Annotated in this window: 18 protein-coding genes; 12 read left to right on the top strand and 6 right to left on the bottom strand. The window is 49.7% G+C overall.

The features are described 5' to 3' along the window. Positions 1–34 precede the first annotated feature (34 nt). The 7 genes from COW15_RS11720 (at position 35) to COW15_RS11690 (ending at position 13,944) form a co-directional block, all read left to right on the top strand. On the top strand, positions 35–1,087 hold the full coding sequence (locus COW15_RS11720; RefSeq protein WP_293632853.1) for a DUF58 domain-containing protein: 1,053 nt from the start codon (positions 35–37) through the stop codon (positions 1,085–1,087). Continuing rightward, complete coding sequence (locus tag COW15_RS11715; RefSeq protein ID WP_293632741.1) at positions 1,087–3,279, top strand: DUF3488 and transglutaminase-like domain-containing protein; 2,193 nt, start codon at positions 1,087–1,089, stop codon at positions 3,277–3,279. Before COW15_RS11720 ends, COW15_RS11715 begins: the two co-directional genes overlap by 1 nt. 124 nt (positions 3,280–3,403) lie before the next feature. Continuing rightward, positions 3,404–7,117, top strand: coding sequence for an exodeoxyribonuclease V subunit gamma (gene recC, locus COW15_RS11710; protein WP_293632740.1), 3,714 nt, complete (start codon positions 3,404–3,406; stop codon positions 7,115–7,117). Continuing rightward, positions 7,114–10,902, top strand: a complete 3,789-nt coding sequence (gene recB / locus COW15_RS11705; RefSeq protein WP_293632739.1) for an exodeoxyribonuclease V subunit beta — start codon at positions 7,114–7,116, stop codon at positions 10,900–10,902. Before recC ends, recB begins: the two co-directional genes overlap by 4 nt. Continuing rightward, positions 10,899–13,013, top strand: coding sequence for an exodeoxyribonuclease V subunit alpha (recD, locus tag COW15_RS11700; RefSeq protein WP_293632738.1), 2,115 nt, complete (start codon positions 10,899–10,901; stop codon positions 13,011–13,013). The genes recB and recD overlap by 4 nt, the downstream gene beginning before the upstream one ends. Before the next feature lie 9 nt (positions 13,014–13,022). Next, positions 13,023–13,217: a hypothetical protein gene (locus COW15_RS11695; RefSeq protein ID WP_293632737.1), complete on the top strand. Its 195-nt coding sequence runs from the start codon at positions 13,023–13,025 to the stop codon at positions 13,215–13,217. A gap of 88 nt (positions 13,218–13,305) precedes the next feature. Then, complete coding sequence (locus COW15_RS11690) at positions 13,306–13,944, top strand: 3'-5' exonuclease (protein ID WP_293632736.1); 639 nt, start codon at positions 13,306–13,308, stop codon at positions 13,942–13,944. A gap of 182 nt (positions 13,945–14,126) precedes the next feature. On the opposite strand, the gene COW15_RS11685 is transcribed toward COW15_RS11690, so the two are convergent. From COW15_RS11685 to COW15_RS11670, 4 genes are all read right to left on the bottom strand, one after another. After that, positions 14,127–15,302: a serine hydrolase domain-containing protein gene (locus tag COW15_RS11685; RefSeq protein WP_293632735.1), complete on the bottom strand. Its 1,176-nt coding sequence runs from the start codon at positions 15,300–15,302 to the stop codon at positions 14,127–14,129. A 362-nt stretch (positions 15,303–15,664) separates the two neighbouring features. After that, positions 15,665–16,021, bottom strand: a complete 357-nt coding sequence (locus COW15_RS11680; protein ID WP_293632734.1) for a hypothetical protein — start codon at positions 16,019–16,021, stop codon at positions 15,665–15,667. Positions 16,022–16,224: 203 nt separating this feature from the next. Further along, positions 16,225–17,271 carry a LacI family DNA-binding transcriptional regulator gene (locus tag COW15_RS11675; RefSeq protein WP_293632733.1) on the bottom strand — a complete coding sequence of 349 codons (1,047 nt, stop codon included), beginning with the start codon at positions 17,269–17,271 and terminating at the stop codon, positions 16,225–16,227. A 104-nt stretch (positions 17,272–17,375) separates the two neighbouring features. Then, positions 17,376–18,104 carry a DUF3334 family protein gene (locus COW15_RS11670; protein ID WP_293632732.1) on the bottom strand — a complete coding sequence of 243 codons (729 nt, stop codon included), beginning with the start codon at positions 18,102–18,104 and terminating at the stop codon, positions 17,376–17,378. A gap of 350 nt (positions 18,105–18,454) precedes the next feature. Between COW15_RS11670 and COW15_RS11665 the strand changes: the two genes are divergently transcribed. The 5 genes from COW15_RS11665 to crr all read left to right on the top strand — a co-directional run bounded on the left by COW15_RS11665 (position 18,455) and on the right by crr (position 23,263). Next, positions 18,455–20,092 (top strand): methyl-accepting chemotaxis protein, encoded by a 1,638-nt coding sequence (locus COW15_RS11665; protein ID WP_293632731.1) that lies wholly within the window; start codon positions 18,455–18,457, stop codon positions 20,090–20,092. Positions 20,093–20,254: 162 nt separating this feature from the next. Then, the gene (locus tag COW15_RS11660) at positions 20,255–20,650 is read left to right on the top strand and encodes an ACT domain-containing protein (protein WP_293632730.1); all 396 of its coding nucleotides are present in this window, start codon (positions 20,255–20,257) and stop codon (positions 20,648–20,650) included. A 24-nt stretch (positions 20,651–20,674) separates the two neighbouring features. Continuing rightward, entirely contained in the window at positions 20,675–20,932 is a 258-nt protein-coding gene (locus COW15_RS11655; protein WP_293632729.1) for an HPr family phosphocarrier protein, read from the top strand. A gap of 44 nt (positions 20,933–20,976) precedes the next feature. Continuing rightward, a complete protein-coding gene (ptsP, locus tag COW15_RS11650) occupies positions 20,977–22,683 on the top strand; it encodes a phosphoenolpyruvate--protein phosphotransferase (protein WP_293632728.1) in 1,707 nt (568 codons plus the stop codon). 70 nt (positions 22,684–22,753) lie between these two features. Then, positions 22,754–23,263, top strand: coding sequence for a PTS glucose transporter subunit IIA (crr, locus tag COW15_RS11645; protein ID WP_198783324.1), 510 nt, complete (start codon positions 22,754–22,756; stop codon positions 23,261–23,263). A gap of 85 nt (positions 23,264–23,348) precedes the next feature. Here the strand turns inward: crr and COW15_RS11640 are convergent, their stop codons facing one another. Next, a complete protein-coding gene (locus tag COW15_RS11640) occupies positions 23,349–24,509 on the bottom strand; it encodes a cupin domain-containing protein (RefSeq protein ID WP_293632727.1) in 1,161 nt (386 codons plus the stop codon). A gap of 174 nt (positions 24,510–24,683) precedes the next feature. Further along, on the bottom strand, positions 24,684–25,093 hold a 410-nt coding region (locus tag COW15_RS11635; RefSeq protein ID WP_293632726.1), incomplete at its 5' end, for a NapC/NirT family cytochrome c.

Here is a 25,093-nt window from a genome sequence, read left to right as displayed (position 1 = left end):
TGAAGCCAGATGGTGAACCAGAGTGAAACGATTGATGGCGCCAATATGGCAGCGTTGGCTCGCACGGCGCCTGCCACCGAGCACTGAGATCACCCTCAGCCACCGCAGCATCTTTATTCTGCCCAGCGGTTTTGGCCTGATTTGGCTTGCACTTGTGCTGCTCTTGTATTTGTTTGGCACCAACTATCAGAACAATTTAGTCATAGGCTTAAGTATTTTGCTCCTTAGCCTGTTTAATACTTGTATTCTCTACAGCTATAAAAATCTCGCAGGATTGCATTTACGGGCCGTTCCGCCGCCTGAAGTCTATGCCGGGGAAACCATCACCTTTCCCGTGTTACTCAGTTCTAATCACATGAGTCATAACGTGAATTTGAGCTACCCACAGAATCTTAGCTTCATGATCAAACAGGTCGGCGCGGACGAAGTTCAGGCCCTAGTTCCCTTCGAGCATGGGGAGCGCGGTATACTCAACCCCGGACGCCTTAAGATTGAATCTTTCTACCCCCTAGGGTTGTGTCGGGCCTGGTCGCATATCGATCTTGATACCCGCCACTTAGTGTATGCCGCGCCCATCGAAGCGCCACTTCACCTTGAAGCCACAGATGACAGCCTTGAAGAAATGCCCCCCAAGTTTGCGGGGAAACACGTTGCCGGCATAGATGAATTTAAGGGACTCAAACCCTATGTGCTCGGTGAGTCCTTAAAGCAAGTGGCATGGAAACAATGGGCACAGGGACGCGGGTTATTGACTAAGGAGTTTGAGCAGCCACAGGGAGATCCCGTTTGGTTAAGATTAAGGCCCGATCCCAAACGGCTCGAATTCCAATTGAGTCAATTAAGCTGGCAGGTCAATAAACTCTCGCAACTCGAACAGTATTTTGGTCTCCTGCTACACACTCTTGAAGGGGAAGACATTATCCTCGCCCCAGCCGTAGGCAATAGCCATAGAGTGGCCTGCCAGAAGGCATTAGCCCTCTACCCCCAGATCGATGTCCTATTCAAACCATCTGGCGGTACCACTCATCCTATCGGGAAAATGTTTAGCAAAAGACGTGATATCCCCACGGTGGAGGATGTGTCCTAATGTTCACCAAGAAACAGGAGATATCGAGCAACCTAGGCTCACCACAGACCGGGGAGAATATCAGCCGCCAAACCCTCTTTTGGTTGCTATTAACCAATCTGGCGGTATTGAGCCCCCAGTTTGATAAAACCACGCCTTGGACACTGGGGATCTGTGCCATTTGCCTCGTGTGGCGCATCGGCATTTATGTGGGAAAAGTCGCTAAACCTCCCCGTTTTTTAGTCACTAGCCTTGCCATTGGCGCTGCAGTAACCCTCGCTTTGGTTTCTGGGGAAATTGGGTTGCTGAATGCCTTAGTCAACCTGCTCATATTAGGTTATGCCTTAAAATACATTGAGATGCGAAGTCTTCGAGATGTACGCGCCGTGGTCATTGTAGGCTATTTTCTGATCGCACTGAGCTTTATCGATCATCAATCTATGCTCAACACTGTGCATTTATTGGGGGTCACAGTGATCAACACCTGCGTACTGGTGACCCTGTATCAAACCAAGCAGTCATGGCAACATACGGCCTGGATGAGTGGCAAATTACTGCTGCAGAGTGCGCCCCTAGCATTATTATTATTTTTAGTCCTGCCTCGCTTTGCACCGCTGTGGTTGGTGCCCAATATGAAAGAGACGCAAACCGGATTATCCGATACTGTGTCTGTGGGGGATATTACTAAACTGACCCGTTCCACTGAACTGGCCTTTCGGGCCAGCTTTCAAGGGACCAATTCTCAAGGCAACAGTTTTCAAGGAAACAGGCCGCGTAATGCCGACCTCTACTGGCGGGCACTGGTACTGGAAGATTATGACGGCCTGACGTGGCGTCAGGAAATCGGCATTAAAAAGCTGCAGCAGGATGCGTTTTTTTTACCCCCTTCTCGGCCCAACCCTGCCGAGCAATTCACCTTAGCAGAATCAAAATTGGCGCAGGAGCCTAAGGTAAACTCAGCCGCGCCGTCCCAGGCTTCCCCTAACCCGCAGACAAAAGTTTATCGCTACCAGGTGATTGCCGAATCCAGCCACCAACCTTGGTTATTTGGTTTAGATCTGGCCTACAGTCAGGATGAAGGCATAGTCAATCTTCCCGATTATCGCCTCTACGCCCTACGGAATGTCGATCAACGTATCAGCTATCGGGTGGAGTCCTGGCCCAATGCACGCATGGATCTTCAGCTCACATCACGGCAAAGAGAACTCAACCTTACGCTCCCTAATGACAGCAATCCCCGCACCTTGGCCCTCGCCCAGCAATTTAACCGCCAGTACCCCGCCCCTAAGCAGCGCCTTTGGGCCATGATGCGTTATTTCAATAGTCAACCTTATTTCTATACCCTCACACCGCCACCACTGGGGCCACAACAGATAGATGATTTTTTGTTTGAAAATAAAGCGGGTTTCTGTGTGCACTATGCCTCGGCCCTGATCTTTATGGCACGGGCAACCGGATTACCCGCCCGCATGGTCACAGGTTATCAGGGCGGTGAATACAATCCCCAGGCGGGATATTTAAGCGTGTACCAATATATGGCCCATGCATGGGCAGAAATTTGGCTAGAGGGCGAAGGTTGGGTGCGGTTTGATCCCACCGCCATGGTGGCCCCCAATCGTATCGAACTGGGTTTTGATGCCCAATTTGATCCTGAGCAGAGTTACCTGCAAGAAAGCCCATTTAGCCCTTTGCGCTTAAAGTCACTCCCTTGGCTGAATGAGCTAAGGCAGCGGTTTGCCAGCATAGATTATTACTGGAGCCTATGGGTGCTTGGCTTTAACCAAGAACGGCAAAATAAAGTATTGAGTAATCTGCTCGGGGAGGTGACTAAGACAAAGGTTGCCGTGTTTATGAGCCTATGTATCGGCCTGATTGGATTGTACATTGCCTACAGTGTGGGCTTATTCAGGGTTAAACAGGGGCAAGATCCCATCAGCGAGCGTTACCAAGGTATTTGCAAACGCCTAGCGAAACACGGGATCCACCGCAGTCCGAACCAAGGCCCCAACCACTTTGCCGCGCAAATCCTAAGCGACTATCGGCATAAAGCGCCCAAGTTATGCGCCCTGTTTAGCGAGTTAACCGAGAGTTACGTCGCCCTAAAATACCAGGACTTGCCGGCTCAGGCTTACCAGCAGCAATTAGCCCTATTTAAAACCAAAGCCAAAGCACTTCATTGGCTGTTGATGCGCCCCAATAAGCACTTAAAATAAGCGCTTAATTCAGCCCGACGGCTAAGGCTTGTTGAATCTTATAAATCAAACACATAGAATTGCTGTTAAGCACATAATTATCACTATTGTCACCCTTTGAGTGACACAAGATCACGGGTTGAACATGTTAACGTTAATCCAGTCGAATCAAATGGAAGTGCTCTGCGCCCATTTAGCCGCATACCTTCGCCAGCGTGTGCCAAGTGCACGCCTACTGCAAAGCGAGCATATTTTGGTGCAAAGTCCCGGCATGTCAACTTGGCTGCGCCTCGAAATAGCCAAGCAGAATGGCGTCGCCGCCGCACTGGAATTTCCTTTGCCATCGAGTTTTACCTGGCAGCTCTGCCACGAGCTATTGCCCAATGTGCCCAAGGATAATGCCTTTACCAAGGCGGCCATGACCTGGAAACTGATGCAACTGCTGCCAAGACGATTAGCCGATGAAGCCTTTGGCCCTTTAAGGCATTATTTAACGTCAAGTTCCCCTGAGTTAACGCAACCGAGCACCGACACACACACCCAAGCCGATGATCCCTTAGATCAGCTTAAGCTCTACCAGCTCTGTGGCCGTATCGCCGATATCTTCGACCAATATTTAGTCTACCGTCCCGACTGGATGTTAGCGTGGGAGCAAAATACCCAGCCCGAAGACATTAAGCTCACTGAAGAACAGGCGTGGCAGCCACTGTTATGGCGCGCTCTGGTGGCCTTTAACCGTGATGAACTCAAGCAAAGCCATTACCACAGGGCCAACCTGCACTCTGACCTGATTGCTAAACTTGGGGATCCCACGACTTCCCTTATCAAGTTACCCCAACGCTTATTTGTGTTTGGTATTTCTTCAATGGCGCCACAAACCCTTGAAGTGCTTTATCATTTGGCAGGCCGCATCGATGTTGTCATCCTAGGGCTCAGCCCCTGTCAGCACTATTGGGGGGATATAGTCGATCCACGTCACCGCGCCCGTATGGCGGTGCAATATGCCGGTAAACGGCAATTGGCCGAGCAATGGGAAGACAAACTTGAGGTGGGCAATCCGTTGCTCGCCAATAACGGCAAAATGGGCCGCGAGTTGCTCGATATGCTGCTCGAACTGCCAAGCGATCACTGTGATTTTGGCCATGATGTTTATTGTGAACCCTGTGATAACCCGAATGATCCCCAGAGTCGGGCCAGCATGCTCCACGGGGTGCAATACGATATTTTAGAGATGCAAACCTTAGATAGAGTGCTCGGCCCAGATACCGCGCTTTACCAAAATACCCGTGCGCGACGCATCCTCAAACGGGACGATGAATCGATTCGTATCATCAGTTGCCACAGCCCACTGCGGGAGGTCGAAACACTGCACGATCACTTGCTCGATCTCCTCGACCGCCACAACCACAACCTAAGCCAAGACCAAACGCCGCTATTACCTAAAGACATTGTAGTGATGCTGCCCGATGTCGCCGCCTATGCCCCCTATATCGATGCCGTCTTTGCCGCCAAGCAAGGGTTAGAATACATTCCCTACGCCATTGCCGACCGCGGCGCCGCCCAGGAATCACCGCTGATCAACAGTTTTTTAAATTTACTGGGCATCAACCAGAGCCGCTTCGGCCTGACCGATATTCTGAGCATACTGGAAGTGCCTGCGATTCTGCGCCGCTTTGGACTCGATGATGACGAGCTGCAACTGATCCGCCGCTGGCTGGATGATGCCGGAGTCCGTTGGGGGCGGGATCAGCACAGTCGCCTTAAACAAGGAGTTCCCGCCTTCGAACAAAACTCCTGGGCCTTTGGGATCCGGCGGTTAATTTTAGGCTATGCCCTCAGTGACGATGCGCCACTCTATCTGGACAACTTAGTAGTCACGGGCGTTGAGGGTCAGTCAGCCCAAGCTCTCGGCAAATTACTCAACTTTATTGAAGTCCTCGATAACACAGCGCAGCAATTTGAACGCCCCCAAACGGGGACGGCACGTTTAGCCGAGTTGAGCCAAATGCTCGATGCCTTCTACGCCACCGATGAGGATGAACGCGAGCAATTACAGGAGATCCGCGATGCCATCGCCGCATTAGAGCAAGAATTGCTCTGCGCCGCCCCAGCCGTCCAGTCGCCTGGGGCACTGTCGTCAGAAGCACTAATGGGGCTGCCTATCGCCAATACACTCACCCTCAGCATTGAGGTATTGCAGCAGTGGTTTAATCAACGCTTAACCGAGTCCCGCGTTGGCCAGCGCTACCTCGCCGGGAGCGTGAATTTTTGCACGCTAATGCCGATGCGCTCGATTCCCTTTAAGGTGGTGTGTTTACTGGGAATGAACGATGGGGTTTACCCTAGGATGACTCACCCTGTGGGCTTTGATTTAATGGCCCACTTTGGGGCCCGTAAAGGCGACAGATCCCGCCGCCTCGATGATAGATATCTGTTTTTAGAAGCCCTGTTATCCGCCCGCGAGCAGCTCTATATCAGCTATATAGGCCGCAGTGAACGGGACAATTCGGAGCGGATCGCCTCTATGTTAGTCTCTGAACTGATTGAGTATTGTCAGCTTTGTTACCTACCAGAAAACCTATTGCCCGAGCTTGACACCACTACAGCTGAAGCTGCAGAAGCCGCCCTATACGGCGTGATTGTCAGCCACCAGCCATTGCAGCCCTTCGATCCTCGCCTGTACCGCGCACCTGCCGCGGGCAGTGAAAAGCCCAATGATGCCAGCATAAAGCAAAGCTACAGCAAACAATGGTGTCCACCCAATAAGCTGTTGCCTCGTCAGCGCTTTATAGATGCCAATACCCAGATCCACAGCTTGGAATACCTGCCTACCGATACCGACAACGCCGTGGATATGGCCAATCTAGAGATAGCCCATGTGGATGTATCAGCCTTAATTCGTTTTTTCCGCAATCCGGCGCAATACTTCTTTAACCGCAGCCTGAAAGTCGATTTAAGCATTCGTATTCAAGCGGATGATAACGATGAACCCTTTGGATTAGATGCCCTCGAACGCTACCAGCTACAGGCCGAGTTACTGGACCATAACATTAGCCAAGGTATTACAGTCGCCGATATCGATTTTATTGAGCGCCTTAAAGCCAAGGGGAATCTCCCCATGCGGCCCTTCGATGAACTCTTGCTACGCCAATATCAGCATGATATTTCACCGTTAATTGGCCGAACCTTATTCCTTAAGGGAGAGCAGCCGAGTCACCATGGAGATATTAAGCTTCACTTTGACCTCGATAATCCCCTAGGCCAAATACGCACACTTCTCCTCGAAGGTAGAATCGACGATATAAGCCCTAAGGGGCTGGTCAATTACCGCCCAGGCAGTGCCCATGGCCGCGATTTGCTGCGCCTGTATATTCGCCATTTATGCTTGATGGCGATGGGCCACACCCAGGCCAGCTACCTGCTCGATATGGGGCATTTCCATGCACTGTCCCCCATTCATCCCGAGCAGGCCCACGCACGGTTAAGGGATTTACTGCACTTATTCTTCGAGGGGCAGCAACATCCCCTGTGCTTTATGCCCAGAACCTCCCTCGCCTACGCCCAAGCCGAGGGCGAACATGTTGATAAATTGAAGGAGGCCGAGCCTGAATGGCTAGATGAACAGGGCGAAATCGGCGAAGGCACAGAGCCGCACTATCAAAGACTGTTTCAGTTCCCCAAGGACTTTACCCAAGCCGGTTTTGGGGCACTGGCGCAGCGCATTTACGCACCTATGGTGAGCTTATATCACAAGGGCACCTTAGCAGAGCTGGAGGACTTTGCCCTTAACGAAGGCATGAATTTAGCCGCTCACGCAGCAGGAGCCAACCCAGAATGCGAACAAGGAGCACAGGCATGAGTCGCCCTACAGGCTTGAACTCTCATCAACAGGTTCAGACCCTCAATCCCTTAACTCTGCCCTTTAGTGGCAGTCGCCTGATCGAAGCCAGCGCGGGAACGGGTAAAACCTACACTATTTCAGGGCTATACCTGCGATTACTCCTAGGTGATATCAATGGGATGGGTGACAGCGACAATCCCCTCACCTGTGAGCAAATCCTAGTCGTGACTTTTACCAATGCCGCTACCGAAGAGCTAAGGGATCGTATTCGCCGCCGTATTCAAGTCGCCTTTAAGTGCTTTTTAGGCCTAAGCGTGGATGACCCCTTCGTTGAAGCGCTTTATCAAAATACCCCAGAGGATCAGCGTCCTATTGCCCTAAGGCGCTTCGATTTGGCATTAAAGTCCCTCGATGAGGCGGCGATTTTTACTATCCATGGTTTCTGTCAGCGGATTTTAGCGGATCTCGCCTTTGAGTCTTCCCTCCTGTTCGAGTCGGACTTTACCTTAGACGACAGCGAGTTTTTACACCATGCGGTGCGGGATTTTTGGCGTGAGACCTGTTATCCCCTGCCCGATGACTTAGCCGAAATCATTGCCAAGGCATTTACGGATCCCGATAACTTAGTCAAACAATTGCGCCCGCTACTCGGGGCGAGCCAAGCGACGCCTCTGGTGCCCACGGCAAAATTTGCCACCTTAGCCCAATCACTGCAGCAAAGTTTAGCGCGCTTTAAATTAGCCTGGCCCCGTGGCCGCGATGGTTTGCTCGAATTGCTCCACAGCTTGCCCTTAAATGGCACCCGATTTGGTAAGGCGAGCGATCAATACCCCAAACTTGCCGAGATGTTCGATAGCCTAGACAACTGGCTCGCCTCGGGTCGTGGACTGCCTTCGCCAAAAGCCCTAGAGGCGTTATCCCTGTCACAGCTAAAACTCAATAAGGGCGGCGTGATCCCAAGTACAGAAGAGGCGCCGTTAATGGCGCATATAGAGCAGCTCGCCACCCTTATCGCCGAGATCAAACCGGCCTTTTTATACAGTGCCAAACTGGGGATAAGCGCGCGTTTTGCCAAGCAAAAGCAGCAAAAAAATGTGCTGACTCCCGATGATCTGCTGACGAGCCTTGAGGCCGCGCTGCGCGCCAACCACCAGACGTTACCAAGGGCCGTGGCGAGCCGCTTTCCGGTGGCGCTTATCGATGAATTCCAGGACACAGATCCATTACAATTTTCAATTTTTTCAAAAATTTACCAACTAGATGGCTCGCAACATTCCAAGGATACCTCTACGGCAGATAAGGCACTTGGCCTACTGATGATAGGCGACCCTAAGCAGGCGATTTATGCCTTTCGCGGCGCCGATATCCATACCTATATCGAGGCCCGCAGGGCCACGGCCGAGCACTATCACTTAGACACGAATTATCGCTCGGGCGCCAATATGGTCGCGGGGGTAAATCATCTGTTTAGCCAGCATCCTAATCCCTTTATCAGTGATTCCATCCCCTTTGAAGCGGTTAACACCCCCAGTGCCGCCAGGCATAAGGTCATAACGGAGAAAATACCGACTGCGGCATCCCTCAGGTTAAGGCTGCTCAGTGAAACCGATAATGGCCTCAATAAAACCTTAGCTAGGCAAATACTGGCGGAGGATGCGGCCGCAGAAATCACTCGATTATTGACCGATGCGGCCAATGGCGAGTGTCTCACCCCTAAGGGGCCATTAGTGGCGAAGGACATCGCCATCCTAGTGCGGGACCGTAACGAAGCGGCGGTGATGAAAACCGCCTTAAACAAACGCCAAATTGGCGCGGTGTTTTTAAGCCGTGACAGCGTGTTTAACACCCTAGAGGCGCGGGAAATGCTGTTGGTGCTGCGCTCATTGGCCGATCCAAAGGATGAGCGCGCCCTACGTAGCGCACTGGCAACTGCATTATTAGGCTATAGCGCAGAGCAAATTCACGCATTTAATCAAGATGAAGAGCAGCGGCAGCAACTATTAGAGCAGTTTTTTAATCTGCACCAAATGTGGCAAAAGCGCGGCATCATGCCCGCCCTATTAAGCCTCGCCAATAGCACTCATCTGATCGAACGTCTATTAGTCACAGGCAACTCGAGTACCGAGGATGGGCAAGATACCCAGGCCGACAACATCGACGGCGAACGGCGTTTAACCGATTTTCGTCACCTTGCCGAGCTATTACAGCAAAAATCCACTGAACTGGATGGCATAAGCGCCCTTCTCAATTGGTATGAACAGCAACTGATTGATAATACAGGCACAGACGAGCAGCAATTGCGACTAGAGAGTGAGCAGAATCTAGTACAGATTGTCACTATCCATAAGAGTAAGGGCCTTGAGTACCCCGTCTGTTTTATCCCCTTTGTCAGTCTTGCGCGGGACAATCGCCGCAGACCTTCACCTATGCTTTACCACAGAACCAATGCCCAGGGTGGGCAAGAATTGGTATGGGATATTGAGGGCACGGACGAAGGCTGGGAGCAGGCCAAGCAGGAAACCTTAGCCGAAGATCTGCGTCTATTATATGTGTCGCTCACCCGCCCCGTTTACCTCTGTTATTTATCGGTTGCCAATCACAGCCGCCAACTTAAAAACGGGCTCAAGAGTCAATTGCATGAAACGGCCATAGGCTATCTGCTGGGCATTGATGACGATAACTGCGACTTTAGCCGCCTGTGCCAAGCGGTGCAGCATCTTACTCAAGACCTTGATGCAATCAATTTTACCCTAGTGCCCGAGCATATCGACCTAAGCTCACTGCCCTCAAGCCAAGATGAGGCGCAGGTCTTAAGCGCTAAAACCGTCACCCGCCACTATCTCACGCCCTGGCGGGTGGGCAGTTATTCCGGCTTAGTCAAAAATACCAGCCAAGGTAAGGCCAAACCAGGCGCCGATGATGAGGCCCTTGGATCACTTGAGCTAAGTGGCGCTGCATTGGATCTAGCGACGCCGAATCTATTAGGGCTAGTCGCCAGCGATCCTCAAACTGCAGAGCAAGATCCCCTCGCCCTGAGCCGCTTTAACTTCGAGCGTGGCGCCAATGCGGGTAGTTTTATGCATTTAGTGTTGGAACTCATTGATTTTACAAAGGCTGAAATCGATTTAGCACAGCATTTACCTAAGGCGATGCTGCAATACGCTATTGCCCCAGAATGGCAAGCCGTGCTGCAGGCTTGGTATTTGGATCTGTTGCATGCACCGCTAACACTTCCCCCCAGTGAAACCGTGCCATCGGATGCTAGTGCTTCACCGCTCTGCCTTGCCAAGCTCGCCCCAAGGGACACCTTAGTCGAGATGGAATTTTACCTGCCCTTAAGTGCGCTTAAGGATACAGAGCTCAATACCCTGTTGCTGCACTATGGCTACCAATCGAATCTCAAGTTTGACGAACTTGAGGGCATGCTGAAGGGGTTTATCGACTTAACCTTTGAATATCAAGGCAAGTTCTATATAGCTGACTATAAATCCAATCATTTAGGTGACTCGTTCCAAGCCTACCATCAGGGTGCACTGCAACAGGCGATAGCCGAACACAGCTACGATTTGCAGTACATTCTCTATTCCTTGGCTCTGCACAGATACCTGGCTTTACGTCTACCAGACTACGACTACGACATGCATATCGGTGGTTGTTACTATCTGTTTTTACGGGGAATGTCAGCGAAGCAGCCGGGATTTGGCGTCTATTATGATAAGCCCCCCAAGGCACTTATTTTCGCCCTTGATGCTTTGTTTAAGCGCAGTCAATTAACTCCCAAAGCGGCAGGAGCCATAGCATGAACACCACACTTGGGCCAAATCTAGCCTCAAACCGGGGTATCATCCACGCTAAAACCGCTGAAAACTGGCTTGACTATGGTGCGGTGCAACTGACCGCGCCCATCGAGGAACTGCTCAAACGCTGGGAATTGGAAAGGCTGCTGACACCGCTCGATCGCCATTTTGCCCTCGAAATGGCCCAGTTACACCCTAAGGATCGACAGGATCCGCTGTTTATCCTGCTGTGCGCCCTACTGAGCCAGCAATTATCCTCCCAACACAGTTGCCTAGTGCTTGCCCACCTAGTGCCACTCAATCCCCTGGCCGAACAATATAGCCATTGTAAACTCACCCTCAGCCTAGAGGCGCTCAACGACAGATTGCAAACCTTTGATGCGATTGGTCATGCAGGTAGTAATAAGCCACTTATCCTCGATAATGGCAGGTTATATCTACAGCGTTATTACCAGTTTGAGACCAAAGTCGCGGCGGCATTAGTGCGGCTCTCACAGCAATCGAGCCTTGAAAATGAACAGGAGCTTAGTGACAATCTAGGGCCGTATTTAGATCAATTGTTCCCAGCGATTGCGGGCAGTATTGAAGAAAAAAAAGCCATTGATTGGCAAAAAGTGGCCACGGCAACGGCGCTCGGTAAAAAACTGGCGGTGATCACCGGTGGCCCTGGCACTGGAAAAACCACCACAGTGACTAAACTGTTGTTATTGCAACAAATGCTTAAGCTTAGGGAAATTCGCCTAGTCGCGCCAACGGGCAAAGCGGCCGCCCGTTTAAGTGAATCCATTAAGGCCTCTAAGGCTCGCCTAGCAAAGGAGTTGCTAACTTTGCCTAAAGCCAGCACGGCGCCCTTAAGGGATAACGCGGCACTGTTAAGTGCGCTAGATCAGATCCCCGAGGAAGCCTCAACTCTCCATAGGTTACTGGGGGTTATCCCCAATTCTGCCCAATTTCGCCACCACGCAGGCAATCCCCTAAGACTCGATCTCTTGATTGTCGATGAGGCCTCTATGGTGGACTTACCTATGATGGATAAACTGCTCAGCGCCCTACCCGAACGCGCCAGCTTAATTTTGCTTGGGGATCAGGACCAACTCGCCTCCGTCGAAGCCGGAGCCGTACTCGCCGATATTTGCGCCGGACTAAAGCGTGAAGATACGCAGTTTGGCGAGCAAGTCATTCCTTGGCAGATGCGCTATTCCAAGGAACAGGCAAACCGGCTTAGCCGCTTAACGGGTTTCGATTTAAGCCCCTATATCAGCGACTCGCCCAAACTTGGCGACAGCCTGTGCATGTTAATGCATAGCCATAGATTTAAGGGCGATGCGGGAATTGGACTGCTCGCCAGCGCGGTCAATCGCTCCGATTTACCGGGCATATTACAGGTATGGCAACGGGGATTCGCCGAACTTAACTGGTTAGAGCATGGGATGGACACTAATGCGACCCAGGCCAAAATCAGTGAGCCTGAAAACAACAGCGGACTCAATGCGCTGCTTGAACAAGCGGTCACTCTCTATGGCAATTATCTCAATCCCTTACTCCAAGGCGCCCGCCCAAGCACCTTTGATATTATCGAATCCTTTAACCAATACCGTATTTTATGCGCCATGCGCTCGGGCAATTATGGGGTCGAAGGGATCAACGGCTATGTCACTTTGGCCCTCGCCAAGGCGAAACTTATCCAGCCACAGCAGGAGTTTTACCTCGGTAGACCCATCATTATCCAAAGCAACGACTATAACTTGGGGCTCTTTAACGGCGATATTGGACTGATTTTACAAGACGAAGACAAACCCGAGCGATTAATGGCCCACTTTATTAAGGCCGACGGCAGCCAACTTAAGGTATTGCCCGCGCGCTTACCACGCCATGAAACCTGCTATGCGATGACAGTGCATAAAAGCCAAGGCAGTGAATTTAATCAAGTAGCCTTAGTGTTGCCGCCTAATCCTAGCCTAGCCCAGTGGCAGTTACTCACCAAGGAATTAGTCTACACCGCTATCACCCGCGCAAAAGCGCATTTTACCTGCCTTGGCACCCAGCCCGTTTTCGAGCGTGCCAGCAGCCAAATCACCCAAAGGGCATCAGGACTTGCTGCTAGGCTTTGGGAATAAGGACCAACATTGAACAATAACGGCATAATTAAACTTCAAAATTTACAGCAGGTTACCGCCCTGTTTGCTGCCATAGCGCCCGAGGCGATTTTGCCCGCAGAATACTATGATAAGACCCGGTATATTCCCTGGTCAGCATTCGATGCGATGCAGGTCTATAACTTAGGGCTTAGAATAAGTATGGATCTGCACTATGATATTTAAGCCCCGATAAGCGCAGACAACTTAGCATCCACCTTGGCCCATTAAAGGGCCAAACACTTGAGTAAAATAGCGAACCTAAGACAGATTTATGCCTAAAAAACCCACATTTAGTCCCGCAAATACCTTAGTCGTGCTCGACTTTGAAACCTCTGGTCTGTCTCCCAATCAAGGGGATCGCGCCATCGAAATCGGCGCAGTGCTCATAGAACAAGGTGTGATAACAGATCGATTTTCAGAGTTAATGAACCCAGGATTTAAGATCAGCGCCTTTATTGAGGATTACACGGGGATCAGCAATCAGATGCTTAAGCATGCGGCGCCTAATCACGAAGTGATGGCCCGTTTTGCTGACTTTATCGGCAATCATCATCTAGTCGCCCATAACGCGGCATTTGACCAACGCTTTCTCGATGCCGAATTTGCCCATATAGGCCATCAATATGCGGGGCAATTTGGTTGCTCTTTGCTGGTGGCGAGGCGTTTATACCCCTTAGCCGTCAATCATCAACTTGCCACCTTAGTTCGCTATAAGCAAATCCCCAGCGACGGCACCTTTCACCGCGCCTTAGCCGATGCGCAGATGGCCGGACATTTGTGGCTTGCCATGCTCGATGACTTGCAACGTGATTTCGCTATTTCTGCCCCGCCATTTAGCCTACTGCAAAAAATCGCTAAAAAGGCAAAAGCCGATGTACCTAAGTTTTTGCGCCAATATGGGGGAAAATAAGCCAATCATGTCACAAGACCGCGAACCATTAATGACCGATACCCCGTTGTGAAAGGTGAGTTATCGATTAGCACAAATTAGTTTGAATAAAGTAGGACATTGGCCTTGCTAACCCCGAGGTGACCATATATGTCCCCTTTTGGTTTCCGTTTTGTTGGAAAAGAGACTAGTGGTTGTTGACGCTATCGGGATGGATCCTGACCAGCGACATTTTCTCGCGCGGCAATTTTCTCGACCAGCGTATCGATCGCAGCCTCCATGGCGCGTGCAGTTTGGTCGCCACTCTGGTTGGTAATAACAAATATGCCCAGATCGTACTTCGGCACGATGTAGACGTAACACTGCGATCGGGGCACTCCACCATGATGAGCATAGTAAACGCCCTTCAGGCGATCGCCGCCGACAATGTTCCAGAAGTAGCCAATGCTGAACTCGGAATCGAATTCGACGAGGCTGCGATGCGATTCCGTCACAACGGGTCCGCCGGCCAGCTGGAATTTAAGGTACTTCACCATTTCTGGGACTGTCGCTTTCACGTTGCCGGAAGCCCCCCAAGGCAACTGCGGCATCGGCGTGGTCGGTACCGGGTTATCGCTGTGATAGCCGACCGCAAGCCGGATCGCTTCGGCATCATTCAGCCTGATGCTAACGTCAGTCATCGCCGCAGAATCGCGTAAAAAACTGCGTAACAACGATTCGTAGTCGCTCTTGTAAACCGTTTCAAGAATATGCGCCGTCAGTTCAGTCCCAGAACTGGAGTAGGAATAATCCTTTCCGGGCATCCGGCGGATCTCGACAGCGTGCAGATCCCTGAAGAAATCTGCCTTGCCATAGTGCGTATAAACGGCATTGAGTTCGAGGGGAGTACGCTGATCAGTGAAGTTCTCGAGCACCGTGTTCACGCGTTCCGGCAACATGTTCGGCAGACCACTCGTATGCGAGAGCAGGTGACGGATGCGAATTGGCTCGCCTTTGTACTGCAGGTTCGGATAGGCTCCTTGCAGATAAATCCGAATATCGTCGTCAAGACCCAGCTTGTGCTCTAGGACGGCATTGGCCATTAAGGTTCCTGCCATGGTCTTGCTCAACGAACCGATTTCGTAGAGGGTCTCATCGGTCGGAGGAGTTGGCTTTCCGGCTTCCATGTCGCCGCGGTGACGGATAAATTCCTTGCCTCTATATACAACTCCGATCGAGGCCGAGTGGAGCAACGGCTGCTCGATCAGCGTTGCGGCAACCTCATCGATTTCCGTCCCCAGATCTTTCGTTGTCGGCACATGCTCACCCGAACAGCCCGTGGTCAAGAGCGCGACAGACAACACGAAGTAGCTAAGCCACTGCCTGTTTCGTGTCGTCATCGAAGTTGCTTGCGTGCGTCGGCGCTTAAAGGGGAATGTGGGCAGGGCTCTTAAGGTAGCCGATTGCCCAGTGCAGAGGCCCACGCCAGCATCTGTTCTAGTGGTTGAGCTTGTTCGAAGGTTACGGGAGCGGCCATAGCCGCTAAGAGCAAGAGCTAAAATTTCAGCCATCGACATGGTCTAACGCCTTAGTTTTTATGCGCTGCACTGTTTACTTCATTAGACCAGTATAAACGCGTATTGTTAACTAACTGTATTACAAAGAACTTATTAGTTTTCCATCAAATACGCCATCCGGGAAAACGCGCACGCGCGCAACTTGCTGCGAGTCGAGCGCCGAAGGCGCATTGTGCTGGCATTTGTTAGCCATTAACCGCACTCGTTAGTGTTAATGCGCTGATAACCCAAAACACCAACCATGATAAATGCTTACCTTTAGTGTAGTAAGCAGAAAAAACGCCACTTAGAGCAAATATAATGCTGACAGTAAAAAGTAATATTCTCGAATCAGGCAGTAACACTAAGAGTGCCGCAAAACCAAACCAAGCAAAACTTGTTATATGCCACGCAAACCGAAGAGTACCTTTTGTAAATTGATCACTTCCGAAAATATGTGGCAAATTGTCACGCTTAAACAAACGGATCAGAATGTAGCGTTCACCAAGGATCGAATGAACTAAACCACATAAGATAAGTAATAATGACGCAATGATTAACAAAATGCCTCCTACCGGCTAATGTCTTTTATGCGCTACGCTGTTTGCAGGGCATAAATCGCTTTTAAATATGGCCTCATCGGCTTAACTCCATAAAACTGGCCGCTTTTGCAGCTATTTGATATAAAAATTTATGCTCTCTTACGCTATCGAATATGGCAGTATTGACATAATTAATCATCTAGCAGTTTTGATTAAAAATAGATTTATAGCGCCGCTATTGGCGTACTGTCTATGCCGCAGGAACTACGGACCACTAATGTGGTTGGAATAAGTTGTGGGCTGACTTCGATACCGCGGATCAGCTTAAGCACACTCTCCACTAAAATTTCGCCGGCTAACTGGGTATTTTGTTTAATGGTCGTCAATGGTGGGTTGGCAAAGCTGGCAACGGGAATATCGTCATAACCGACCACGGCAACCTGTTCCGGCACCGCTATCCCCTTTTCTTTGAGTGCTCGAATAGCGCCGATGGCAATTAAATCACTGGCGGCAAAAATCGCATCAAATTTCGCGCCCCGTTCCAGCAGTGACATAGCCGCATCATAGCCCGAGCTTTCAGTGCTAATGGCCGATACTTGTTTACTGCTATCAACGGGAATATTGGCCATGTGTAAGGCTTTAACATGCCCTAGGTATCTATCCCTAAACTCGGGACTGTGGCTCGATGCATCGCCTAAGAAGGCAAATGCTTTACGTCCAAGGGAAATCAAATGTTCTGTCGCGATTAAACCGCCCTGATGATTATCGCAACCGATTGACAATACGGACTTATTGTTGTGTTCAGCCCCCCAAATCACAAAATGGGTGTTTTGGGCCAATAACCGTTCGAGCTTTTGCTCGTAGTCCATATAGTCGCCATAGCCGAGCAGAATAATGCCATCGGCCTTATTACTGTCCTCGTAATCGGCATGCCAGTCGCTGGATAATTGCTGAAAAGAAACAAGTAAATCATAGCCTTGCTGCGCTGTTGCCCGGGTGATAGACCCTAACATCGACAGAAAAAAAGGATTGATTAATGAGTCATCATTGGTGGGATCTTCACATAATAACAGCGCCAATGTATGGCTATTTTGGGTGCGAAGATTACTGGCATTTTTATCGACTTTGTAGTTCAACTCCTTCGCAATCGCTTGAATTCGCTGACGGGTCTCTAAATTGACTAACGGGCTGTTTCTCAGGGCACGGGAAACCGTTGACTGGGATACACCAGCACGATAAGCAATATCGATCGAGGTCGCTTTCGATGCCATAGCGGGTTTTTAACCTTAGTTATTATTTTGCGACGATACTAAAACAGTTCAATCAACTTGTATAGACGAATGGTTTAGCATTCGTCTTACAAGCACTTATCTGCTTAAATGCCCAACTGATCCAGCAGATCATCGGCGTCAACATCATTTAATTGGCTGGCGATTACGGGCTTATCGGCCATCTTAGTCCAGGGTGAAACTGTGCTCGATATGGCAGTATTGTTGCCATTTTGACCATGTTGTTCCAACAGGCTATCTGGATCGAATTCTTCATCGTATTCAAACTCATCTAACTTAATAAATTCAGTTTTATCCATGGCGAATTCGAGGTAAAAAATATGGTTATTCTCGGTTTTAAAAGACACTCGCCTCGCCACGGGATCGTCGAGATTGGCATCGATAGAAATGGTCAACTCTTTGTTAATCGTTAACATTTTTGGCTGACTCTGGCTGATGGACGTCTGTAATTCCTTAGAGATTTTATTGATAAAATCACCGAGGATCTGGTTCATCAGCTCTCCCATCACGTTGCCGACTTCATCGGAGGTGTGGGAAAACGCCAATTCCGCTTCCGGCATCCCCATGTTCAACATATAACGGCGGTAGATTTCAATCGCGGCGGAGGCGGAAAAGTTGATGACAACTAGGCCCGAAAATCCACCATCAAAAATAGAAAAGCAGCCAAGATCGGGTTTAAGGCGGGTACGAGTGATGCTTTGTACCATACCCGCATGGCTCACATGGCTAGCGCTGGTATGGGATAGCACATGGGCTACCGAGTGGCATAACTTCAGTAAAATATCATCCGAAGTGACAATTGTATTTGTAGTCATAATCGATTCTCAAACTAAACAGTAAATTAATCTTGCGCGTAAATACCTAAAAAATCAAAACTAAAACAATTGATTAGCTGAGTTTTGCCCGCGATGCAATTTAACTATACCATAACCTATTGATATTTAATCATTCACCGTGCAACTGAATGATGGCTATTACGACTTAATAACAAGCTAGGTCACTTGGCAAGCGATTCCATCATCCTCGCCTTATCAATATCCTGCTTAAGATCAAAAAACACTAATATTCCTAACGGCTTTACACGAAATTTGAACATACGCGATTCTCTTAAAAAACATTCGCAGGTATATTGTGGCGCAATATCTTGCTCGTCTAAGGAACCCAAATGATCACATTTTTGCGTCGATTTACCATACTGCAACGGCTGATGATGATGTTAGTCATGGCAGCCATTGGCACTGTATGCTTCGCGAGCTTCTCGATTAAAGAACAGTACAGCAATTTAATCGATCAAAAATGGCTGCAAATTGATGGTCAATTAGGCAGCATCTTAAGTGTTGTTGATGTATATCGTCAGGATGCACTCAACGGTAAAACCACCGAGGAGGAGGCCAAAAAGACCGCTGCCGCCTTGATCAATCAAACCCGCTATGCCGGTGCCGGTTACTTTATTGTGATCGATGATGCCAATCAAATATTGGCCCATGGTGAAACCCGCGAGCTTATCGGAACATCGGCGCTCAATTATCGCTTACCCAATGGCACAAATCCGTTAGCGACTATGTTGTCCTTAGCCCGCAGTCAGTCAAAAACCTCCTTAGAATATCCCATCGTCAACCCTGTCACTAAGGTGATTGAGGATAAGCTGGCCACCGCTCATTATTATCCACAGTGGGGCTGGACTATTATCACAGGCGCGTATCTGAGTGATGTTAAGCAAAGCTTAACGGCGGTGATCATTGATTATCTGATTATTATGTTTTTAATTTCAGTGCCTATTTTTGCCTTTTTCCTTGTGCTGAACCACTCGATTACCTCGCCGCTTAACGCTGCCATCGACGCACTAGAGGATATCGCCCAAGGTGAAGGTGACTTGAGCCAACGCTTAAGCACCCAAGGTAAAGATGAAATTGCTCACCTTGCCCTCGCCTATAATCTCTTTGCGCAAAAAATTGGCGATATGGTGGGCCATTTACAACCCCTAGGACAATCCCTCGATAACGATGCCAAACAGTTAATGCTGGCGGTTAAAGAGTCCAATCAAAGTGCGGAACATATCCACAGAGAAACGGGCAGTGTTGCCACCGCGGTCAATCAAATGCTCTCGACCACCCATGAGATGGCAAGTAATACTCAGCAAGCCGCGGATGCCGCCACCAGCGTTAAAGATCAAGCCGAGCAAAGCCAAGTGGTTATCGATAACACTGTGCGCAACACTGAAAAACTCGTACTAGAACTCAAAGCCTCCGAGGCCATTACCCAAAAACTGGGGGTTGCATCTGAGCAAATTGGCAGCATTCTCGATGTGATCCGGGGTATTGCTGAGCAGACTAACCTGTTAGCGCTCAATGCTGCCATCGAGGCCGCAAGGGCGGGCAGTCATGGTCGAGGATTTGCCGTTGTCGCCGATGAAGTGCGCGCACTGGCTAATCGCACCCAGGACTCCACCAACGAAATTCAAAAAATCATCACCGAAATTCAAACCGGTGTCGGCTCAGTGATGAAGAGCAACAGTCAAACGCAACATCAATCCGATGAACTCCAGGCCCAGGCCCGTGAAGCCGGTAAAGCGATGGCGGCGATTTTACAGCTTATTGCCCATATCAGCGACATGAACACCCAGCTTGCGAGCGCGACCGAAGAGCAATCCCTTGTGACCGAGGAAATCAATCGCAACATTTGTAATATCTCGGAGTTGACCGAAGTGTCAGTCACGGCGAACGAAGGCAATAGCCGCGCCGCCCAATCACTCCAAAATATTAGCCAAGATATGTCACATACCTTAGGCCAATTCAAAATCTGATCTGCGATACTCAATAAAACACTTATGTAGTAAAAGGAGGCGTTTAAGGACGCCTTCTTTTAGTTTACACTGCTGCCTATCTTGGAATTGCTGTTATAGGGTATGCTGTAACCAAATTCAAACTAGGCTGCCTAACTTGCAGTGCCGATTGAGGAAGCATCAATGCGCATGACCTTAGCCGTCCACACACGGCAATACACTATCCATAGTTTTAGCCCTAATGCCCAATTACCCAGTGAGGTATTTGCAGAGGACGTGTATTTTATCGGCAAGACGGAGGAAGGCCTTACCCTAGTGATTTCCAGCGACATTAAACTCGACAGTCTCGAACAGGAGCCAAACTGGTGCTGCTTAGAGGTTTTAGGGCCGTTGGGATTTTCAATGACAGGCATTCTTTCTAAGGTTTCAGGCACCCTAGCGGACGTGCAAATCAGTATTTTTGCGCTTTCAACCTTCGATACCGATTATATTCTCGTGAAGAAGAATCGCTTAACCAGTGCGATTGCCGCCTTAAAAAAACAGGGCTACCAAATTATCGAGCCAGAAGCTGCACCGTAATACGCCCATAAGAGTCTATCCAATATGTACGAAAAATCTGTCACTATCACCGCAAAACATGGTATCCATACCCGCCCAGCGGCACTCTTAGTTAAAGAAGCTAAGACCTTTGATTGCGATGTCTTAGTGGAATGCAACGGTAAACAAGCCAGTGCTAAAAGCTTGTTTAAATTACAAACCTTAGGTTTGTACCAGGGGGTTACTGTGAGAGTGTTTGCCGATGGCGAGCAGGCACAGGAAGCCGTTGAAAAAGTGTCTGAACTCTTAATTACCTTAAGTTAAACTTTGCTGTTACTGGCAGCTAAGACTCGATTGTAGGAATAAATATGTCGATTACGGGGATCATAGTGTCATCGGGTATTGCCTTTGGACAGGCACTGCACCTTAACCACACCGAAAATCACCTCGATTATCGCCCTATTCCCCTGTCACGGATCCCGCAACAGCAAAGCAAATTTGTCAAAGCATTACAAGCGCTTCAACAGCAACTCAGCCACAGCCAAGCCAAACTCGAGAGTGGGTGTGAAAATTTTCAGTTGATCGAGGCCGATTTGTTACTGCTGCAGGATGAAGAACTCCACGATCAAGTCAAGGAGGCCATCCGCACCCTGCAATTATCGGCAAGCGTTGCGGTAGAACGTATTTTTGCGCATCAAGCCAACGAATTAGAATCATTAGACGATCCTTACCTTGCCAATCGCGCACAGGATGTCCGCTGCCTAGGGCAACGCCTCGTCGCCGCCATTAATGGCCGATTAGATCAAGGGCTAGAAAAACTGACCGCGCCGACGATTCTGCTGGCACAGGATCTCACCCCCGCCGAATTTGCCCTGTTACCTAAGGAGCATATTAGCGGTATCGTCCTTAAAACTGGCGGCTTAACTAGTCACACGGCCATTTTGGCCAGAGCCGCGGGCATACCGGCGATTTTAAGCTGTCAGTTTGATGCCGAGTTTATCCCCAATGGCACGCCATTAGTGCTCGATGCGCTCAACGGCGAACTATGCGTTAACCCAAATCCCGAGCAACAGGCACGCTTAACTGTCACCCTGCACCATGAGCAGGCAAGACGCGCCGCATTACAGGCCTATCGGGATGTTCCCGCTAAGACGCTTGATGACCACCAGATTGGGCTTCTCGCCAATGTTGGCAACCTAAACGATATCACCCATGTGAGTGATGTCGGCGCCGACGGTATTGGCTTATTTCGTACCGAGTTTATGTTGATGAACGTCAGCACCCTACCCGATGAAAAAGCCCAATACAGCCTCTATTGTGAAGCCTTGCATGCCTTAGGGGGAAAAACATTTACCATCAGGACCTTAGACATAGGTGCGGACAAAGAATTACCCTGCCTGTGCCAAGAGATTGAAGACAATCCGGCCTTAGGCCTGCGTGGCGTGCGTTACACCTTAGCTCACCCGGAGCTGTTTAAGACCCAGATCCGTGCGATTCTGCGGGCCGCCAACCACGGCCCTATCCGGCTAATGTTTCCTATGGTGAACCAAGTAGAAGAACTCGATCAGATTTTTCAGCTTATCGCCGAATGCCAGGATGCCCTCGAGGAGGAAGAAAAAGGCTACGGCGAGCTAAGTTACGGTATCGTCGTTGAGACACCCGCGGCCGTGCTCAATCTTACCTCCATGTTACCTAGACTCGATTTTGTCAGTATTGGCACCAATGACTTAACCCAATACGCCATGGCGGCGGATCGCACTAATCCACAACTCACCCGGGACTATCCTTCGCTCTCACCCGCCATTTTAACCTTAATCAAAATGACCATTAGCCAAGCTAAGCAAGCGGGTGTAAAAGTGTCCCTTTGCGGTGAACTGGGCAGCTCGCCCATGATGATCCCGCTGTTACTCGGCATGGGGCTTGATGAACTCAGTGTCAATTTAAACTCACTGCTAGAAGTGAAGGCCGCCATTTGCCAAGGTCATTTTGAACAATTTTCAGAACTGGCGCACACCGCGCTGCAACAAGATCGCATTGCAAGCCTACAGCAGTGTATAACAAGCTATAAATATTGAAATTTATTCGTTATGCTGCTTCACAAACCAAAAGAACAATGACAAAAACAAGCAAAAGGGGCTCAACATCATGGGATTTCTAAGCCGAATAAGGCGATTGGTATCGGGACAGGCCCATTTGGCCGGCGGCATCATGGTCTATGCCCCCGTGAGTGGCGACATAGTGGCCATTGAAAAAGTCCCCGACGTGGTTTTTGCCGAAAAAATTGTCGGTGACGGCATAGCCATCGCCCCTAAGGGTGAACTGATCCTCGCGCCAATTGATGGCACTATTGGTAAAATTTTCGAAACAAACCATGCGTTTAGCATAGAATCGCCCCAAGGTTTAGAATTATTCGTTCATTTTGGTGTCGGCACAGTCGAACTTAGGGGTAAAGGATTTAAGCGTTTGGCCGAGGAAGGTCAGCAGGTCAAAGTGGGCGATCCTATCCTGTCATTCGATATTGATTATCTAAAAGATCAAGTAGATAGCTTGCTCACCCCCGTAGTGCTCGCCAATATGGAAGACGTAAAATACCTAGATAAAGCCCAGGGAAGCGTGACCGCCGGCAAGGATGTGATCTTTACGGTACAGCTTTAATTCTCCGTCGGGGAAGCATAAACAGTTGTAAAGGGCGCACATATTTGCGCCCTTATCTATTCATGGGGTCTATTGCTGGATCAGGCTATTCATCCTCTCCGTCACTCAAATCGTCAAAATACCAGTAGCCTAAATTCACCCATTCAGTCAGTTGTGCCCGAAATTCGGCATTGTTTAACCAAGGTGCCAGCACCGCCTTACTTAACAGATTGCCATCACAGAGTAGCGGGATGACGTCAGCCAATTCAGCAGGCAGTTGGTAGCGTTCACCATTGATAAACACTATGCCCCGCTCAAGGCTTATCTCAAAATACAGGCAACGTAAACCGCCCAGGCGAATAAGTGGCTGCTCGTCTAGCCAAGCAAGCACCTCATTCTGGGTAATATCCAGCGGCTCATCGGGTAAGTCTAAGGCACATTTTGACTGGGTTAAGTAGCGGCCGGAAAACTCACTGACCAAGTCATCATTTAATACTTGGGTGAGTTGTGTCCGTAAACGCGCAAGATCGGCCTTGTCGACACAACCACTGCGGCTGGAAAGCTGGCGGTCGGGATCTTCAATCTGCTGGGCACCTAAATCATGTTCAGATAAATGATCCGCTAATGCACTGACCATATCCTTTGCCGAAGCCGTACGATAACCCACCGAAAAACTTAATGATTCTTCGAGTGTTATCCCATCGTGGGGAAACCCAGGGGGGATATAAAGGATATCGCCGGGCAATAACTCGGTATCGATTATCGGCTCAAAGGCTTCGGTGTGCAGCAGCGCAGGATGGGCGGCAAACTCACGGTGCGGGCCACGATCCCCCACTCGCCAGCGGCGGCGTCCTGAACCCTGACAGATAAATACATCGTAGAGATCGATATGCGGCCCGACACCACCGCCTGGAGTCGCATAGCTGACCATCACATCATCGAAGCGCCAACGGGGAATAAAATCAAAGCATTGTATTAATGCTTCGGCATCGGGTAGCCAGTTATTCAGCGCCTGCACTATCAAGGTCCAATCCCGCTCTCCGAGTTTTTCATAGGAATCAAAGGGACCAAACTCCGCATGCCATTGCCCCGCCTGCTGGTAAACTCGCCGCGATTCGACTAATTCATCCATCGCTAAGCCTGCCAATTCCTCAGGGGACACTAAATCTTGAAAATGCTTAAATCCTTGACGGATCACCAGTGGCTTTTTCTGCCAGTACTGGGCTAAGAACGCTGCGGGGGTTAAACCGTTAATATCGAGTTGCATGGATTACTCACGGACAAAACTGGGATTGATAATGATGAATGCTAACAGGAACCTAAGGGGAGAAAGCTCGATGGGATCAACAAAGTGTTAAGTCCTTTGATAACCGTGGCCCCAATAAAAAGGCCAAGTGTGGAATGCACTTGGCCTTAGTCTTAATGGTTCATATCTAAGCGATTAGAAACCTTCTACCCCTTTCATATCAGGGAGATGGTGGGCAATGCCCTTATGGCAGTCGATACAGGTTTTTTCTCCGCTCGCCAGCGAGGTGGAGTGCATCTGCGCCGCCCGAGGTGATTGGCGAGTAAAGTCCATATAGGTAAAGTTATGGCAGTTTCGACACTCTAAAGAGTCGTTTGCCTTTAACCTTTCCCACTCGTGCTCCGCCAGTTCACGACGTTTGCTTTCAAACTTCTCACGGGTATTAATAGTACCAAACACTTTACCCCACACTTCCTTAGAGGCCTGCATCTTGCGGGCGATCTTATCGGTCCAATTGTGTGGCACATGGCAATCGGGACAAGTCGCACGCACACCACTGCGGTTAGTGAAATGGATAGTCGTCTGTAACTCTTGGTAGACGTTAT

Origin of the sequence: Shewanella sp. CG12_big_fil_rev_8_21_14_0_65_47_15 (assembly GCF_002783505.1) — a bacterium.
In the GTDB taxonomy this organism is placed as follows: Bacteria; Pseudomonadota; Gammaproteobacteria; order Enterobacterales; family Shewanellaceae; genus Shewanella.
This window is presented reverse-complemented; position numbering and strand designations above follow the sequence as displayed.

Bases quoted from the DNA above. Each gene is read 5' to 3' on its own strand.
- COW15_RS11670 (WP_293632732.1), bottom strand. From the start codon at position 18,104: ATGACTACAAATACAATTGTCACTTCGGATGATATTTTACTGAAGTTA.
- COW15_RS11660 (WP_293632730.1), top strand. From the start codon at position 20,255: ATGCGCATGACCTTAGCCGTCCACACACGGCAATACACTATCCATAGT.
- COW15_RS11665 (WP_293632731.1), top strand. From the start codon at position 18,455: ATGATCACATTTTTGCGTCGATTTACCATACTGCAACGGCTGATGATG.
- recB (WP_293632739.1), top strand. From the start codon at position 7,114: ATGAGTCGCCCTACAGGCTTGAACTCTCATCAACAGGTTCAGACCCTC.
- COW15_RS11715 (WP_293632741.1), top strand. From the start codon at position 1,087: ATGTTCACCAAGAAACAGGAGATATCGAGCAACCTAGGCTCACCACAG.
- COW15_RS11655 (WP_293632729.1), top strand. From the start codon at position 20,675: ATGTACGAAAAATCTGTCACTATCACCGCAAAACATGGTATCCATACC.
- COW15_RS11685 (WP_293632735.1), bottom strand. From the start codon at position 15,302: ATGACGACACGAAACAGGCAGTGGCTTAGCTACTTCGTGTTGTCTGTC.
- crr (WP_198783324.1), top strand. From the start codon at position 22,754: ATGGGATTTCTAAGCCGAATAAGGCGATTGGTATCGGGACAGGCCCAT.
- ptsP (WP_293632728.1), top strand. From the start codon at position 20,977: ATGTCGATTACGGGGATCATAGTGTCATCGGGTATTGCCTTTGGACAG.
- recD (WP_293632738.1), top strand. From the start codon at position 10,899: ATGAACACCACACTTGGGCCAAATCTAGCCTCAAACCGGGGTATCATC.
- COW15_RS11640 (WP_293632727.1), bottom strand. From the start codon at position 24,509: ATGCAACTCGATATTAACGGTTTAACCCCCGCAGCGTTCTTAGCCCAG.
- COW15_RS11720 (WP_293632853.1), top strand. From the start codon at position 35: ATGGCGCCAATATGGCAGCGTTGGCTCGCACGGCGCCTGCCACCGAGC.
- COW15_RS11690 (WP_293632736.1), top strand. From the start codon at position 13,306: ATGCCTAAAAAACCCACATTTAGTCCCGCAAATACCTTAGTCGTGCTC.
- COW15_RS11675 (WP_293632733.1), bottom strand. From the start codon at position 17,271: ATGGCATCGAAAGCGACCTCGATCGATATTGCTTATCGTGCTGGTGTA.
- recC (WP_293632740.1), top strand. From the start codon at position 3,404: ATGTTAACGTTAATCCAGTCGAATCAAATGGAAGTGCTCTGCGCCCAT.